13 protein-coding genes, 1 tRNA gene and 1 other annotated feature are annotated in these 14,555 nt (G+C 65.8%); of the genes, 4 read left to right on the forward strand and 10 right to left on the reverse strand.

Going from position 1 to position 14,555, the window contains the following annotated elements; genetic code table 11:
* The first annotated feature begins 257 nt into the window (after positions 1-257).
* The 3 genes from M2337_RS10790 to glcF are packed head-to-tail and all read left to right on the forward strand — an operon-like array spanning position 258 to position 4,184.
* On the forward strand, positions 258-1,751 hold the full coding sequence (locus M2337_RS10790; protein WP_264570227.1) for an FAD-linked oxidase C-terminal domain-containing protein: 1,494 nt from the start codon (positions 258-260) through the stop codon (positions 1,749-1,751).
* On the forward strand, positions 1,751-2,914 hold the full coding sequence (locus tag M2337_RS10795) for an FAD-binding protein (RefSeq protein ID WP_264570228.1): 1,164 nt from the start codon (positions 1,751-1,753) through the stop codon (positions 2,912-2,914). The genes M2337_RS10790 and M2337_RS10795 overlap by 1 nt, the downstream gene beginning before the upstream one ends.
* On the forward strand, positions 2,904-4,184 hold the full coding sequence (gene glcF / locus M2337_RS10800; protein ID WP_264570229.1) for a glycolate oxidase subunit GlcF: 1,281 nt from the start codon (positions 2,904-2,906) through the stop codon (positions 4,182-4,184). Before M2337_RS10795 ends, glcF begins: the two co-directional genes overlap by 11 nt.
* A gap of 31 nt (positions 4,185-4,215) precedes the next feature.
* On the opposite strand, the gene M2337_RS10805 is transcribed toward glcF, so the two are convergent.
* The 10 genes from M2337_RS10805 to M2337_RS10850 all read right to left on the reverse strand — a co-directional run bounded on the left by M2337_RS10805 (position 4,216) and on the right by M2337_RS10850 (position 12,615).
* Entirely contained in the window at positions 4,216-5,712 is a 1,497-nt protein-coding gene (locus M2337_RS10805) for a SulP family inorganic anion transporter (protein WP_264570230.1), read from the reverse strand.
* Positions 5,713-5,772: 60 nt separating this feature from the next.
* Positions 5,773-5,828: a sequence feature (sul1 is cis-regulatory element that is thought to sense ions involved in sulfur or methionine metabolism; They are found in Alphaproteobacteria), on the reverse strand.
* 121 nt (positions 5,829-5,949) lie between these two features.
* Positions 5,950-6,699: an arsenical resistance protein ArsH gene (arsH, locus tag M2337_RS10810; RefSeq protein WP_319799436.1), complete on the reverse strand. Its 750-nt coding sequence runs from the start codon at positions 6,697-6,699 to the stop codon at positions 5,950-5,952.
* On the reverse strand, positions 6,696-6,941 hold the full coding sequence (locus M2337_RS10815) for a hypothetical protein (protein WP_264570231.1): 246 nt from the start codon (positions 6,939-6,941) through the stop codon (positions 6,696-6,698). Before M2337_RS10815 ends, arsH begins: the two co-directional genes overlap by 4 nt.
* Positions 6,941-7,366, reverse strand: a complete 426-nt coding sequence (gene arsC, locus M2337_RS10820; RefSeq protein WP_181559588.1) for an arsenate reductase (glutaredoxin) — start codon at positions 7,364-7,366, stop codon at positions 6,941-6,943. The genes M2337_RS10815 and arsC overlap by 1 nt, the downstream gene beginning before the upstream one ends.
* 11 nt (positions 7,367-7,377) lie before the next feature.
* A complete protein-coding gene (locus M2337_RS10825) occupies positions 7,378-7,707 on the reverse strand; it encodes an ArsR/SmtB family transcription factor (protein ID WP_181559589.1) in 330 nt (109 codons plus the stop codon).
* 158 nt (positions 7,708-7,865) lie between these two features.
* Positions 7,866-7,941: transfer RNA gene (locus M2337_RS10830), tRNA-Lys, on the reverse strand.
* Positions 7,942-8,077: 136 nt separating this feature from the next.
* Complete coding sequence (gene mrdA, locus M2337_RS10835; RefSeq protein ID WP_264588597.1) at positions 8,078-10,168, reverse strand: penicillin-binding protein 2; 2,091 nt, start codon at positions 10,166-10,168, stop codon at positions 8,078-8,080.
* Positions 10,153-10,668, reverse strand: coding sequence for a rod shape-determining protein MreD (locus M2337_RS10840; protein WP_264570233.1), 516 nt, complete (start codon positions 10,666-10,668; stop codon positions 10,153-10,155). Before M2337_RS10840 ends, mrdA begins: the two co-directional genes overlap by 16 nt.
* The gene (gene mreC / locus M2337_RS10845; protein ID WP_264570234.1) at positions 10,665-11,555 is read right to left on the reverse strand and encodes a rod shape-determining protein MreC; all 891 of its coding nucleotides are present in this window, start codon (positions 11,553-11,555) and stop codon (positions 10,665-10,667) included. The genes M2337_RS10840 and mreC overlap by 4 nt, the downstream gene beginning before the upstream one ends.
* A 16-nt stretch (positions 11,556-11,571) precedes the next feature.
* Positions 11,572-12,615, reverse strand: coding sequence for a rod shape-determining protein (locus tag M2337_RS10850; RefSeq protein WP_181559593.1), 1,044 nt, complete (start codon positions 12,613-12,615; stop codon positions 11,572-11,574).
* Between the two features lie 144 nt (positions 12,616-12,759).
* Here M2337_RS10850 and mutL point away from each other — a divergent pair, with 144 nt between their 5' ends.
* On the forward strand, positions 12,760-14,544 hold the full coding sequence (mutL, locus tag M2337_RS10855) for a DNA mismatch repair endonuclease MutL (RefSeq protein ID WP_264570235.1): 1,785 nt from the start codon (positions 12,760-12,762) through the stop codon (positions 14,542-14,544).
* Positions 14,545-14,555: the final 11 nt, after the last annotated feature.

Genomic DNA, 14,555 nt, shown 5'->3' on the forward strand with positions numbered 1-14,555 from the left:
GAAACTGTCTGATCCTTGTTATGCAAGCGAAATTCAGCCAGCGACAACTATATTTTCGCTCGGAATTGTTGCCACTATTTTAGTCTGCCCAAGTCCGCCAAGCTCTGGCACACTCGTATCTGTCATACGCATGATGGAACTCAGGAAGATATCTTGAAAAGGCAGCTGCTCGGCGACCTAAGCGCCAAGGTCGTGATCTCTCCATTACGTCGCAAGCTGCCCCCGCTGCCGGTGATGACGGTTCAAGGTCGCCTCGCGTGACCATTTCCATGCCGGTCCCCGACCCGCATATTCTGGATCGTCGCACGGACATCGTGCGGGCGATGCAGGCCATCGTGCCGGGGGAGGGGGTCGTCTCCCATCCCGATGGCCTGCGGCCGTTCGAGACCGATGCGCTCACCGCTTATCGGCAGATGCCGCTGGCCGCGGTGCTGCCTGAGACGGTCGCGCAAGTCTCGCAGATACTGGCCTGGTGCCACGCCCATGATGTGAAGATCGTCCCGCGTGGGGCAGGGACGTCGCTTTCTGGCGGCGCGCTGCCACTGGCCGATGGCATCCTGCTCGGCCTCTCCCGCATGAACCGCATCATCGAGATCGATTATGCCAACCGGGTCGCCGTCGTGCAGCCCGGCGTTACCAACCTTGCGATCACCAAGGCGGTAGAAGCGCAGGGCTTCTATTATGCGCCGGACCCCTCCAGCCAGATCGCCTGCTCCATCGGCGGCAATGTCGCTGAGAATAGCGGCGGCGTGCATTGCCTCAAATATGGGCTTACGACCAACAATGTGCTCGGCGTGGAGATGGTGCTGATGACCGGCGAGATCATCCGCTTGGGCGGCCGCCATCTCGATGCGGCCGATCTCGATCTGCTGGGCGTCATGACCGGATCGGAAGGGCTGCTGGGCGTCGTGACGGAAGTCACCGTCCGCATTCTCCCCAAGCCGCTGCAGGCACGAGCAATGCTGATCGGCTTCCCGAGCATCGAGACGGCGGGGCGCTGCGTGGCGGATGTGATCGGCGCCGGCATTATTCCGGCAGGCATGGAGATGATGGACCGCGCCGCCGTCGGCGCTGCCGAAGCCTTCGTGAAGGTCGGCTATCCGCTCGATGTCGAGGCCTTGCTGATCGTCGAGATCGATGGCGTCGATGCTGAATGCGATCATCTCGCGGCGGAGATCAGCGCCATTGCGACGGCGAATTGCGCCGTGAGCCTTCAGGTCTCGCAGGATGAGACGCAGCGCCTCGCCTTCTGGGCGGGGCGCAAGGCCGCTTTTCCCGCCGTGGGCCGCCTCGCGCCGGACTATTATTGCATGGACGGCACCATTCCCCGCCGCCACCTGCCGCATGTGCTGCGACGCATCTCCGAGCTGGCGGCAGCGCATGGCCTTGCCGTCGCCAATGTCTTTCACGCCGGCGATGGCAATCTCCATCCGTTGATCCTCTACGATGCCAACCAGCCCGGCGAGCTCGATCGCGCGGAAGAGCTCGGCAATGAGATCCTTCGCCTGTGCGTCGAGGTGGGCGGCGTGCTCACCGGCGAACATGGCGTCGGAATCGAGAAACGCGATCTGATGCCGGAGATGTTCAGCGAGACCGATCTCGCGCATCAGCAGCGGGTGAAATGCGCGTTCGATCCGGCCTTGCGCCTCAACCCCGGAAAGGTCTTCCCCACCTTGCATCGCTGCGCCGAGCTCGGCCGCATGCATGTGCACAAGGGGCAGGTGCCTTTCCCCGACCTTCCGAGATTTTGATGACCACCAATATGGTCACGCCGACTGGCATCGCTGAGCTCTGCGCGGTCATCCGCGATGCGGGTCGCGAAGGCATGCCGGTGGAACTGCGCGGCGGCGGGACAAAGGCGGATATCGGCCAGCCGGACCGGCAGGGGCTGATGGTGAATATGTCGGCTTTTGCTGGGATCATCGATTATGATCCCGCCGAACTTGTGCTCACGGTGGGGGCGGGTACGCGCCTGTCCGAAATCGATCACATTCTGGCAGAGCAGGGCCAGATGCTGGCGTTCGACCCGTTCGATTATGGTCCTGTCTTTGCGCGCCCATCCGGCGCCTCGACCATCGGGGGTATCGTCGCAGCCGGCGTCTCCGGCTCGCGCCGCCTCTCGGCCGGGGCCGCGCGCGATCATATGCTGGGCTTCGAGGCCGTCTCGGGGCGTGGCGAGGCCTTTATCGGCGGCGGCAAGGTGATGAAGAATGTCACTGGCTACGACCTGCCCAAGCTGATGACTGGCAGCTGGGGCAGGCTGGCTGCGCTCACCAGCCTCACCGTGAAGGTCATGCCCCGCCCGCAGACATGCGCGACGCTGCTGTTGCGCGGACTGGACGACGAGGCGGCCGTCGCCGCAATGGCCCGCGCCATGGGGTCCCCGGCCGATGTCGCCTGCGCCGCGCATCTGCCCGAGGCGGGGCTCACGCTGCTGCGCATCGAAGGTTTCGCGCCATCGGTGGTCGCGCGAAGCGACATGTTGCGGGCGCTGCTCAGGCAGGGGGATCTGCTTGCAGACGGCGCCGACGAGCCTTTGTGGGCGGCGGTGAGGGGCGGCGGCACCCTGCAGGGCGAGGCCATATTGTGGCGGATCAGCACCGCGCCGTCCCGTGGGCCGGAGGTCTTCCGGGCGCTCCAGCATCTGGGCGCGCGACGCTGCTATGACTGGGCCGGGGGCCTGATCTGGCTGAGCTTGCCGGAAGATGCCGATCAGCACTGCGTGCGCCAGGTCGTCGCGCAGACGTGGGGGCACGCGACGCTGATCCGCGCGCCAGCCGCGCTGCGCGCCAGCATGTCGGCCCTCCATGTCGAAGAGCCCGGCGTCGCCGCACTCTCGGCGCGGGTGCGGGCGGCGTTTGATCCGCTGGGCGTCCTGTCACCCGATCGCTTTGGAGTCGCCCATGCGCACTGATTTCACGGCCGAGCAATTGGCCGATCCTGCGATGGCGACCAGTGAGCGCGCGATCCGCAAGTGCGTCCACTGCGGCTTCTGCACCGCGACCTGCCCGACCTATGTGCTGCTCGGCGATGAGCGGGATTCGCCGCGCGGGCGCATCTACATGATGCAGGATATGCTCCAGAATGAGCGCGTGCCCTCCAGCGAGACCGTGCGCCATATCGATCGCTGCCTATCCTGCCTGTCCTGCATGACGACCTGCCCGTCGGGGGTGAACTACATGCACCTCGTCGACCATGCGCGCAGCTGGATCGCGACGCATTATAGGCGCCCCTGGCACGAGCGGCTGATGCGGCGGCTGCTGGGCGCGGTCCTGCCGCACCCGCGCCGCCTTGCCCTGGCGCTGCGCCTCGCGCCGTTGGGTCGCCCCTTCGCACCGCTGCTGGCGTGCTGGCCGGCCACGCGCCCTCTGGCGGCGATGCTGCGATTAGCGCCGCCGAAACGCGCAAAGGTTGCGGAGAGTCCGCCACCCGCGACCGGCAGTCTGGGCCGGGTCATTCTCCTGCAAGGCTGTGCAGAGCCGGTCCTGAAGCCCAACATCCGCGCTGCCACGCACCGACTGCTTTTGCGCGCCGGCTATGGGGTCCTGTTCGCCAATGGTGAGGTCTGCTGCGGCGCGCTGGTGCGGCACATGGGGCAGGACGCCGAGAGCCTGAACGCCGCGCGTCGGAATGTCGATGCCTGGACTCCTCATATAGACGCCGGCCTGAAAGCCATCATCATCACCGCCTCGGGCTGCGGCACGACGATCAAGGATTATGGCTTCATGCTGCGCGACGACCCGCTTTATGCGGAGAGGGCCGCCCGCCTATCGGCGCTGGCCTGCGATATCAGCGAGTTTCTCGCGAAAATCACGCTTCCGCGGGGACGTCCGCAGGGCATCCGCGTCGCCTATCAATCGGCCTGTTCGCTCCTGCACGGGCAGTCGGTCGACCACGAGCCGCGCGCGCTGCTGGAGCGTGCTGGTTATGAGGTCGCGACCCCCGCCGAGCCCCATTTGTGCTGCGGCTCTGCCGGCACTTACAATATCCTGCAGCCGGAAATCTCCGCACAACTGCGCGATCGCAAGGTCGCCAATCTGCGAGCCTTGCAGCCAGATGTCATCGCCACGGGCAATATCGGCTGCGCGATGCAGATCGGCAGCGCCACGGACATTCCCGTACTGCACATCGTTGAACTGCTGGATCGGGCGTTGGGCGGGGCGGACGCCAGGTCTATCACCTGACGCCCAAGCCCTTCATTCGCCGCAACTTCGATCAGTGCGGCGCGAGCCCCATTTCTACGCCGGTTTTGTCGTGCAGCGCAAAGCGGTCGACAATGTCGGCGCTGGCGCGGTTGTAGCCCACGACCTCGACCTCGCGCCCATCGCGGCGGAGGCGCGCGACGATCTTGTCGAGCGCGCCGACGGCCGAGATGTCCCAGAAATGTGCGCCGGTCACGTCGATGACGACGCGCGTCGCCGTGCCTTCCGATTGGAACGCGCGGGTGAAGCGGTCGACCGACGCGAAGAAAATCTCGCCGGTCACCCGATAGGTGGCCAGCGCGCCGTCCGCAGTTTCGTCACGCTCGACGGCGAACATGCGCTGGACCTTACCGGCGAAGAAGATGCCGGAGAGCAGCACCCCGGCCAGCACGCCAAGCGAGAGATCATGCGTGGCGACGACCACGATGACCGTGGTCAGCATCACCACTGACGAGGTTGCAGGATGGCGGCGCAGATTGGGGATGGAGTTCCAGCTGAACGTACTAATCGAGACCATGATCATCACCGCGACCAGCGCCGGCATCGGCACCCGGCCTACGAACGGCCCGAGGACGGCCAGAAGGAAGAGGAGGAAGGCGCCCGCAACGAAGGTCGAGAGGCGTCCACGGCCGCCCGACGTGACGTTGATCACCGACTGGCCGATCATCGCGCACCCGCCCATGCCGCCAAACAGGGCGGCGACGATGTTGGAGCCGCCCTGGCCGGCGCATTCGACCCGCTTGTTGCTGTCGGTGTCGGTCATGTCGTCGACGATCTGCGCGGTGAGCAGGGATTCCAGCAGGCCGACCGCGGCCATCGTCAGGGAATAGGGCAGGATGATCCGCAGGGTATCGAGGGTCAAGGGCACGTTGGGCAGCGCCAGGCTGGGCAGTCCCTCGGGCAGCTTGCCCATGTCGCCAACTGTGTTGACGGGCAGGCCCATGCCGATGCTGATCGCGCTGAGCACGAGGATGGCGACGAGCGGCGAGGGGATGGCCCTCGTGATGCGCGGAAAGCCATAGATGATGACCAGGCCGCCCGCGACCATGGCATATGTCTGCCACCCGACATTGGTCAGCTGAGGCAACTGAGCCAGGAAGATGAGGATCGCCAGCGCGTTGACGAAGCCCGTGATGACCGAGCGGGACACGAACTGCATCACCAGATCGAGGCGCAGCAGACCCGCGATCATCTGGATAAGGCCCATCAGGATGGTGGCCGCGAAGAGATAGTCGACCCCATGCTCGCGGACGAGCGGCACGACGAGGACGGCGACAGCCGCCGTGGCCGCAGAGATCATGCCCGGGCGGCCGCCGATCAGCGCGATGGTCATGGCGATGGCGACAGACGCATAAAGGCCAACGCGCGGATCGACGCCGGCGATGATCGAAAAGCCGATTGCCTCCGGAATGAGCGCGAGCGCGACGACGATACCCGCCAGGATGTCGCGACGGGCGGTCGGTCCGTCAGTGAACCACTGGCGGCGGTAAGATGTCAGATGAGAGGTCATGCGGATTCCACAACAAGGCACATGGCGCACATTGGGGCGCAAAGAAGGTTGCATGTGTGATGTTGTCCGGCGGATCGGCGGCCGGAATAGCCACCCGGGGTTTCACCGGGTCCTTGCGATTGCCCGCCTGTTACATGGCCGAACCCGGCCGGGCAAGGGGCTGTCGGTTGTCAGCAAGAACCACCGCTCGGAATCGCCTTGGGATCGGCCGCATAGTCCTGACCGCCCTATCGGCGCTCACCGCCCGTCGGTTAGCGCAGCCGCGGCGCGGTCCGCGGAAGGATTCACGCTGATTCCCTGCGCTTTGCGTTCGGAATAGCGATCGACCAGTTGCGCCGCATGCGGTCGCATGAGCACGGTGATCTGCACCAGTTCCTCCATCACATCGACGATGCGGTCATAATAGCTGGAGGGCTTCATACGGCCGGCCTCATCGAACTCCTTATAGGCCATGGCCACCGACGACTGGTTGGGGATGGTGAACATCCGCATCCAGCGGCCCAGCAGGCGGAGCGTGTTGACCGCGTTGAAGGACTGCGATCCGCCCGACACCTGCATGACCGCGAGCGTCCGGCCCTGTGTCGGGCGCACGCCTTTCGTCTCCAGCGGCAAATGATCGATCTGCGCTTTCATGATGCCGGTGATCTGCCCATGCCGCTCAGGGCTGCACCAGACCTGTCCCTCCGACCACAGCGACAGCGCGCGCAGCTCATGCACGGCGGGGTGATCGTCGCCGGGCAGCTGATCGGGCAGGGGCAGGTCCGATGGATCGAAGATGCGCGTTTCCGCGCCGAAGAACCGCAGCAGGCGCGCGGCTTCCTCGACCGCAAGGCGCGAGAAGGACCGCTCCCGGAGCGACCCATAAAGCAGCAGGATGCGCGGCGGCGGCTGATCCTCGCCAATCCCGAGGGCGGGCCTGGGTATCGCATAGGCACGGTCGAGCGCGGGAAGATGGTCAGGCTCGGGCAGGATGCGCACACGGCTCACGAAACGAGGTTCCTTTCATACCAGGGCCGGCTGCGCTTCACGATGGCGACCACGGAGAGCATCACCGGCACTTCGACCAGCACGATCATCAGCCAGATCAGCGCGGCAACGATGAGGTTCACTTGTGCCACTTCGGCCGACGCGATCGCGGCGAAGACACCGGGCACGGCCGTGGCAAGCAGAATCCCGACGACGATGCACAGGGCCACCCAGAGCGAGAGATAGCACTCGAACGTGCCCATCAGCTCACCCGCTGCCCCGCGGCATCGACGACCGGCTCGCCATCCTCCTTCGTGAAGGCGCCGCGCTGCGCATCGGGCAGGATATCGAGAACAAGCTCGGACGGGCGACAAAGCCGCACGCCCAGCGGCGTCACCACCAGCGGGCGATTGATGAGGATCGGGTGCGCCATCATGGCATCGAGCAGCGCGTCATCGCTCAGGCGCTCATCGTCCAGCCCGAGTTCGGCAAACGGCGTGCCCTTTTCGCGCAGCAACGCGCGCGGCGTCAGCCCGGCCCGCGCGATCATCTGGGTGAGCAGCGCCCGTGTCGGCGGGCATTTCAGATATTCAATGACATGCGGCTCGACCCCGGAATTGTGGATGAGTGCCAGTGTGTTGCGCGAGGTTCCGCAATCGGGGTTATGATAGATGACGATGGTGGTCATGATCCCGTCCTTCAGCAGCAGGAGAGTTCGGCAAGCAGCGGCTCGCACAAATCCGCGCGGCCCTGGCAGCAATCCTTGGCAAGAAAGAGCATCAAATCGCGCAAAGCCGCGATATTGGCGCGCTGGATTTGCTGGCGCCCCCGCTTTTCGGAGGTCACCAGCCCTGCCTTCGCCATGACCGCCAGATGGGTCGAGAAGGTGCTCTGCGTCAGCCCGCTCGCCTCGACAAGTTGCCCCGTCGAAAGGCCCTCCGGCTCATGCCGCACGAGCAACTGGAAGGTCGTCAGCCGGGTCGGGTGGGAGAGGGCCGCCAGAATGCCGAGGGCGTTATCGGTGTTCATCCATCGGGAATATTCGATAGAACGGGCGCGCGTCAATATCGAACGGGAAAACCCGATGCTACTTCCAGATGACGAACGGCGGCCGGCGCCGGACGCCTGGAATCTAAAGCGGAAGCAATGTCTCGCTTCGCTCTAGAGACTGAAATTTAGGAGAAAAATGGTGGACGCACTTGGGCTCGAACCAAGGACCCGCTGATTAAGAGTCAGCTGCTCTACCAACTGAGCTATGCGTCCACTTCGGCGGCTCGTTGATCGTTTGATCAACATCCCGTCGGGAGGTGGGCCGTTAACATGGTGTTTTCAGGATGCCAACAAAAAATCCGAGGCGCGGCGAAAAAAGATGCTGCTTTGCGAGAAAACCGCGTGCGGTTCAGTCGGTGTCGCGGGTGCCGGGGCCGACGGGGGCATCGATGTCACCATCCTCGCTTGTATTGGCGCCGTCTTCGCTCCCGGTCTGCGCCGGGGTGGCGGGAGTCGGGGCGGCCGGGGAGGCCGCATTGCCGGGCTCGGGCATGAGGGGCGCAGACTCAAGGCCGCGCGCAATGCGGAAGGCGTTGAGCTGGCGCTCCATGCGGATCTGCGGCGTGCCGCCCCAGGTCGCTTCGAAGCGCTGCAGCTTCTCCATCGCCTTGGCGGGATCGTAGAGATAGGTGATGCAATCGCCCGAAATCATCGGCGCGTCCTGCACCCGGTCCATGTGGCCGCCATGTTCGATGATCGTGGCGATGGCGTAGCGCGGATTATCATGTGGCGCGAAGCCCTGGAACAGGGCGTGATCGCGCAGGCGGAAGGGCTGGCTTGCCGCGCGCTGGCCGCGGGTGCTGATCGCCCCGACCTGCGCCGTGCCGGTCTTGGCGGCGAGCATCACGCCGGGAACATCCAGCCGCGCTGCACGGCCGGTGCCGCCGCCGTTGACCACATCCTTCATGGCATTGCGGATGACCGTAAGATGCTCGAGCGACACGCCCAGCGGCTCGCCCTGATGGCGCTTGCCGTCGACGATGAAGTGCGGATCGAGATCGAGCCCGGTGGCGAGGCGCGCGGCCATCACGCACATCTGCGTCGGGTTCACCAGCATATAGCCCTGGCCGATGGTCGCGTTTACCGTGTCATAGGTCTGCCAGGGCTGGTTGTATTTCTTCATCTTCCAGGCTGGGTCCGGCACGGTGCCATAGCTCTGGTTGGGGAAGGGCAGGTCGAAGCGCTGGCCGAGGCCCAGCCGCCGCGCCATCATGGCGATGGCGTCCATCCCGATCTTCTGGGCGAAGTAATAGAAATAGATGTTGCAGCTCTGCTCGATGGCGCGGTGCATGTTCGTCGTGCCGTGGCCCCGGCGCGCATGGCAGTGGAACAGGCGATTGCCCACCCGCAGCGCCCCGGTGCAGTTCACCGTCGCCTCGGCCGGCAGCCCGGCTTCGAGGAAGGAGAGGGCGATCATCGGCTTGACGGTCGATCCGGGCGGATACAGCCCGCCCAGCGTTTTGTTGCGCAGCGGCACATGGTCGTCTTGCGAGAGCATCTGCCATTCGTGATGCGAAATGCCCTCGGAGAAGCTGTTGGGGTCGAAGCTCGGCATTGAGGTCGAGCAGAGAATGTCCCCGGTGTGGCAATCCATGATCACCACGGCGCCGCTCTGCGTGCCCAGCCGGCGGCCGGCGAACTCCTGCAGGCCGGCATCGATGGTCAGCTTGATGGAGCGGCCCGGCGTATCGGGCCGGGTTTCGAGGTCGCGCACCATCGCCCCGCGCGCCGTCACTTCCACGCGGCGAGCACCGGGCTTGCCGGTGAGAATCGAATTGAGCGACTTCTCCAGACCCTGCTTGCCGAGCTTGAAGCCCGGCGTGATCAGCAAGGGGTCGCGCGATGCATTATATTCGTCGGCTGACGGCGTGCCGACATAACCGAGTAGATGGCCGACTGGCGGCCCAGCAGGATAATAACGCGAAAAGCCTTGCGAGGGCACGACGCCGGGAAAATCGGGCAGCCGCACGGAGAGCGCCGCATATTGCTCGTAGCTCAAGTCATCGGCCACCTGCACGGGCTGATAGCCCGCCGCGCGGTCGAGATGCTCGTTGATGCGGTCCACATCATTGGGCGTCAGGGCCAGCAGCGTGGCCAGCTCGCGCACCACCCGCTCCCGGTCGCGCAGGCGATCCGGAATGATGTCGACACGGAAATTGGTGCGGTTCGAGGCCAGCGCCTGCCCGCGCCGATCCAGAATCCAGCCCCGCCGGGGCGGGGTGATGGTTAGGTTGATGCGGTTGCTGTCGGAGAGGAGCTGGTACTTCTCATTCTCCGCAATGGCGATCCACCCCATGCGTCCCACCAGCAGGCCGCCCACTGCCAACTGCGCCCCACCGAGCACGAAGGTGCGGCGGTTGAAGCTGTAGGCCTGGCTGGCGGGGGTGACGACTTTGTTGGGGAACAGGATCTTGCGGAAGGAAATCACGGAAGCCGCCATTTGTCCAACGCGGCACAAATGCGCACGATGAAGGGGAACAAGGCGACACTATAGAGGAACTGGGGAAGGATTTGAATGATTTCCCCGCCATGGCCGGAGAGATGCACGGCAAGCCAGCCACCGGCCAGCGCAAAGCCGATCGCCAGCGAGCCGAGCAGCCAGCCATGCCAATAATCGCGCCACAAGTTCCGCTGCCCCTCAAAGTCGAAGGCGAGCAGCAGGATCGTCCACAGAAATACGGCGCTGCCGACCGGCTGCCCGTTCATCAGATCATCGACCAGCCCCAGCGGCACCCCGATCCACAGCGGCCAGATGTCCGGACGCAGCACGCGCCAGGCGATCAGCATCATCAGGCCGAACGGCGGGAGCAGGGGGGTCTGCGCGATGACCGGCATGAGCGGCGCCAGCATCGATCCCAGAATGACGGACGCGACCGGCACGCCGCGCAGGTGCAGCCAGGTCCGCTTACGGCCGATCCGGTTGCTGTAGCGGCTGTTCATGGCGCGGCGGGCGGCTGCGCGGCATTGCCGGCACGCTCGGCTTCTTCCGGGCGGAACGGAGCCTGCACGACCACCAACTCCACGCGCGAGGGGTTGGCGAGCGGAATGGCGATGGCCTTCTCGCCTTCGCGCCGCGCGACGATCGCCACGGGGATATTGGAGCGATACAGGCCGCCAATGCCGGACGTGACCAGCACATCACCGGGCTTGAAGGGATTGCGCTCGGCATTGAGCGCGCGGATCTCGACCGTGCCGTCACCCCGGCCGGAGCTGATGCCTGGGATATTGTCGCTCGTCCGCCGCACCGGCACGATATTGCCTTCATCGATGAGCAGCAGCACGTCGGCGGTGTTCGGCCCGGCACGCAGCACGCGGCCAACCAGGCCCTCCGGCGCGCGCACCGGCATGCCCGCACTCACGCCTTCGCTGCGGCCCATGTCGAGGCGCGCCAGGCGGGCGGCGCTCGCCGGCGTCGAGGAAATCAGATGGCCCGCAGCGACCACGCCCTGATCGGTTTCGGTCAGCTTGAGCAGGTCGCGCAGGCGGATATTCTCCTGGCGGATCGCTTCGGCCTCGATGAGGCGCGTGCGGTTCGCTTCCACCTGCCGACGCAGGGCGGCATTCTGCGAGCCTGCGTTGATATAGGCGGCAAACTCTTCCTCGATATTGCCGACGCCGACGACGACTGAGCGCAGGTTGCTGGAGATCGGGCGCGTGACTTCCGCCGCCGCCGAACGCAGACCAGCAAAGCCTGCGGGATCGGCAATCGAGAGGATCAGCATAAGCAGGCCAGCGACCGCGCCGAGCAGCGCGATCACATAGCTGGCGAACAGTCCATATTGCGCTTTCCGGTTGAAGCCGGGGCGCCTGTTGCCGGGTGGCGCCATGCGAACAACCTCGGGCTTAGGCGGTCTGGAGCACGCCGCGGAAGACCGGGTCCTCCATCGCGCGCCCCGTGCCGATGGCGACGCAGGTCAGCGGGTCTTCCGCCACGGTCACGGGAAGCCCCGTCTCGTCGCGCAGTTCCTCGTCCAGCCCCTTGAGCAAGGCGCCACCGCCAGTGAGGACGATGCCCTGATCGACAATATCGGCGGCCAGCTCCGGCGCGGTGTTTTCAAGCGCGATGCGCACGCCTTCCACGATGGTGCCAATGGGCTCGGCCAGCGCATCGGCGATCTGGCCCTGATTGATCGCGATTTCCTTGGGCACGCCGTTCACGAGGTCGCGGCCCTTGATGTGGATCGTCGCGCCCACGCCGTCGGCCGGCTTCTGGGCGATGCCATATTCCTTCTTGATCCGCTCGGCCGTGGCTTCGCCGATCAGCAGATTGTGGTGGCGACGGACATAGGAGACGATGGCTTCATCCATCTTGTCACCGCCCACGCGCACGCTGGTGGTATAGGCAAGGCCGCGCAGCGAGAGTACGGCGACCTCGGTCGTGCCGCCACCGATGTCGACGACCATCGAGCCGATGGGCTCGGTGACCGGCATGTCGGCACCGATCGCAGCGGCCATTGGCTCCTCGATCAGGAAGACCTGGCTCGCGCCGGCATTGCTGGCGGCATCACGGATCGCGCGGCGCTCGACGCTGGTCGAGCCGGACGGCACGCAGATCACGATCTCGGGAAAACGGGGGAAGCGGCGATGGCCATGGACCTTGCTGATGAACCATTTGATCATCTGCTCGGCAATGTCGATGTCGGCGATCACGCCGTCGCGCAGCGGGCGGATGGCCTCGATGGATTCCGGTGTCTTGCCCATCATCAGCTTGGCGTCTTCACCGACAGCCTTGACGCGCTTCACGCCGTTGATCGTCTCCACCGCAACCACGGATGGTTCATTAAGGACAATGCCGTGACCGCGCACATAGACCACCGTGTTGGCCGTGCCGAGGTCGATCGCCATGTCCCTGGAAGTGAACTTGAACCAATTGGAGAAGAACGCCATTGACTGTCCTGTTCATGCCGGTCGCGCCGGTGAGGACGCGGCTTTCAGATGCTCCGGGGAATGCCCGCCCTGCCGACTCCAGCCACCGGAAAAACGGGTGGCTTTCGCTCGCGTAGGAGGCTCGCTTGGTCTAGTCGCAATCCAATGTCAATACGCCGCCTCCCCGAGTCCCTCGTTAATCGAATTGCCGCCGGAGAGGTGGTCGAGCGCCCTGCGAGCGCGCTCAAGGAGTTGTTGGAAAACGCGCTGGATGCGCAGGCCCGCTCCGTTGCGATCTCGCTGCAGCAGGGCGGCCTCGGTGGCCTGAGCGTCACCGATGATGGCCATGGCATGAGCCGCGACGATCTGCCCCTCGCGCTGGAGCGCCACGCCACATCCAAGCTGCCGGACGAGGCCATTGAGGCGGTCAGGACGCTCGGTTTTCGGGGTGAGGCGCTGCCCTCCATCGGCAGCGTCGCGCGCCTCAGCATCGCCAGCCGCCAGCGCGATGCGGATGGCTGGCGCCTGGTGTGCGACAATGGCGTGCTGGCCACCGCCGCCCCCTGCGCCATGGCGCCCGGCACGCGGGTGGAGATGGATGGGCTGTTCGAGCGCGTTCCGGCGCGCCGCAAGTTCCTGCGCTCGGCCCGGTCAGAATATGCCGCCTGCCTCGACATCGTCCGCCGCCTCGCCATGGCGCGCAACGATGTCGCCTTCGTGCTGGAGCATGACGGGCGCCGGGTGTTCTCGCTGCCGGGCGGCCAGACCCGCGAGGATCGCGTGGCCCAGCTCATCGATCGCGAGCTGGCCGACAATCACGTCATCGTGTCGCTGGAACGGGAGGCGGTGACGATCAGCGGCGTCGCCTCGCTGCCAACCTATCATCGCGGCTCGGCCGATCATCAATATCTCTTCGTCAACGGTCGCCCGGTGCGGGACCGCCTGCTGGTGGGCGCGGTGCGCGGCGCCTATGCCGATTTCATTGCGCGGGACCGGCATCCGGTGCTGGCCTTGTTCCTCAATGTGCCGATGCCGGACGTGGACGTGAACGTGCACCCCGCCAAGACCGAGGTGCGCTTTCGCGATCCCGCCTTCATGCGCGGGATGATCGTCAGCGGCCTGCGCCGGGCGCTCGATGATGCCGGGATGCGTGTCGCCAACCGGCCCGAGGCCAGCGCCGCCGATCTGTGGCAGCGCGAAGAGGCGCCCGCACAATCACCCGGGGCCGCGCCCCCCTGGCCAGCGCCCGCATCCGGGGGCGCTTATGGCGGCGTACCCCTGTTCGGAGACCGGCAAGCCCGCTTCACTGGTTTCGCACCGTCTGGCCGGGCGGAAGCGCCGGTCGCGCAGCCGCAGGCCGAGCATCGCGAGTTTCCGTTGGGCGTGGCGCGCGGGCAGGTGGCGCGGACTTACATCGTCGCGGAAGCGGAGGATGGGCTGGTGCTGGTCGATCAGCATGCCGCGCACGAACGCCTCGTGCTGGAGCGGATGCGGCGGGCTCTCGCAGACGGCGCCGTCGCGCGGCAGGCACTGCTACTGCCAGAAGTGGTCGAGCTGGATGAGCCGGCCTGCGACCGGATCGAAGCGCGCGCCGCCGAGCTGGCCGAACTCGGTCTGGAGGTCGAGCGATTCGGCCCGGCGGCGATCCTCGTCCGCGCTGCACCGGCGCTGCTCGGCACCAGCGACGTGCCCGGCCTCGTCCGCGATCTCGCCGACGATCTGGCCGCGCTGGGCGATGCCGCCTCGCTCAAGGCCCGGCTCGATCTTGTTGCGGCGACCATGGCCTGCCACGGCTCGGTGCGGGCAGGGCGGGTGCTCTCCGTGGCGGAAATGAACGCGCTGCTTCGCGAGATGGAGGTCACGCCGCATAGCGGGCAATGCAACCATGGCCGGCCGACATGGATCAAGCTGGCGCATGGCGACATCGAGAAGCTGTTCGGCCGGCATTGAGCCGGCGCGGC

It is taken from the genome of Sphingobium sp. B2D3A, from assembly GCF_025961795.1.
Lineage (GTDB): Bacteria > Pseudomonadota > Alphaproteobacteria > Sphingomonadales > Sphingomonadaceae > Sphingobium.

Bases quoted from the DNA above. Each gene is read 5' to 3' on its own strand.
- M2337_RS10805 (WP_264570230.1), bottom strand. From the start codon at position 5,712: ATGACCTCTCATCTGACATCTTACCGCCGCCAGTGGTTCACTGACGGA.
- glcF (WP_264570229.1), top strand. From the start codon at position 2,904: ATGCGCACTGATTTCACGGCCGAGCAATTGGCCGATCCTGCGATGGCG.
- arsC (WP_181559588.1), bottom strand. From the start codon at position 7,366: ATGACCACCATCGTCATCTATCATAACCCCGATTGCGGAACCTCGCGC.
- mrdA (WP_264588597.1), bottom strand. From the start codon at position 10,168: ATGGCGGCTTCCGTGATTTCCTTCCGCAAGATCCTGTTCCCCAACAAA.
- M2337_RS10825 (WP_181559589.1), bottom strand. From the start codon at position 7,707: ATGAACACCGATAACGCCCTCGGCATTCTGGCGGCCCTCTCCCACCCG.
- mreC (WP_264570234.1), bottom strand. From the start codon at position 11,555: ATGGCGCCACCCGGCAACAGGCGCCCCGGCTTCAACCGGAAAGCGCAA.
- M2337_RS10850 (WP_181559593.1), bottom strand. From the start codon at position 12,615: ATGGCGTTCTTCTCCAATTGGTTCAAGTTCACTTCCAGGGACATGGCG.
- M2337_RS10815 (WP_264570231.1), bottom strand. From the start codon at position 6,941: ATGGGCACGTTCGAGTGCTATCTCTCGCTCTGGGTGGCCCTGTGCATC.
- mutL (WP_264570235.1), top strand. From the start codon at position 12,760: ATGTCAATACGCCGCCTCCCCGAGTCCCTCGTTAATCGAATTGCCGCC.
- M2337_RS10840 (WP_264570233.1), bottom strand. From the start codon at position 10,668: ATGAACAGCCGCTACAGCAACCGGATCGGCCGTAAGCGGACCTGGCTG.
- M2337_RS10795 (WP_264570228.1), top strand. From the start codon at position 1,751: ATGACCACCAATATGGTCACGCCGACTGGCATCGCTGAGCTCTGCGCG.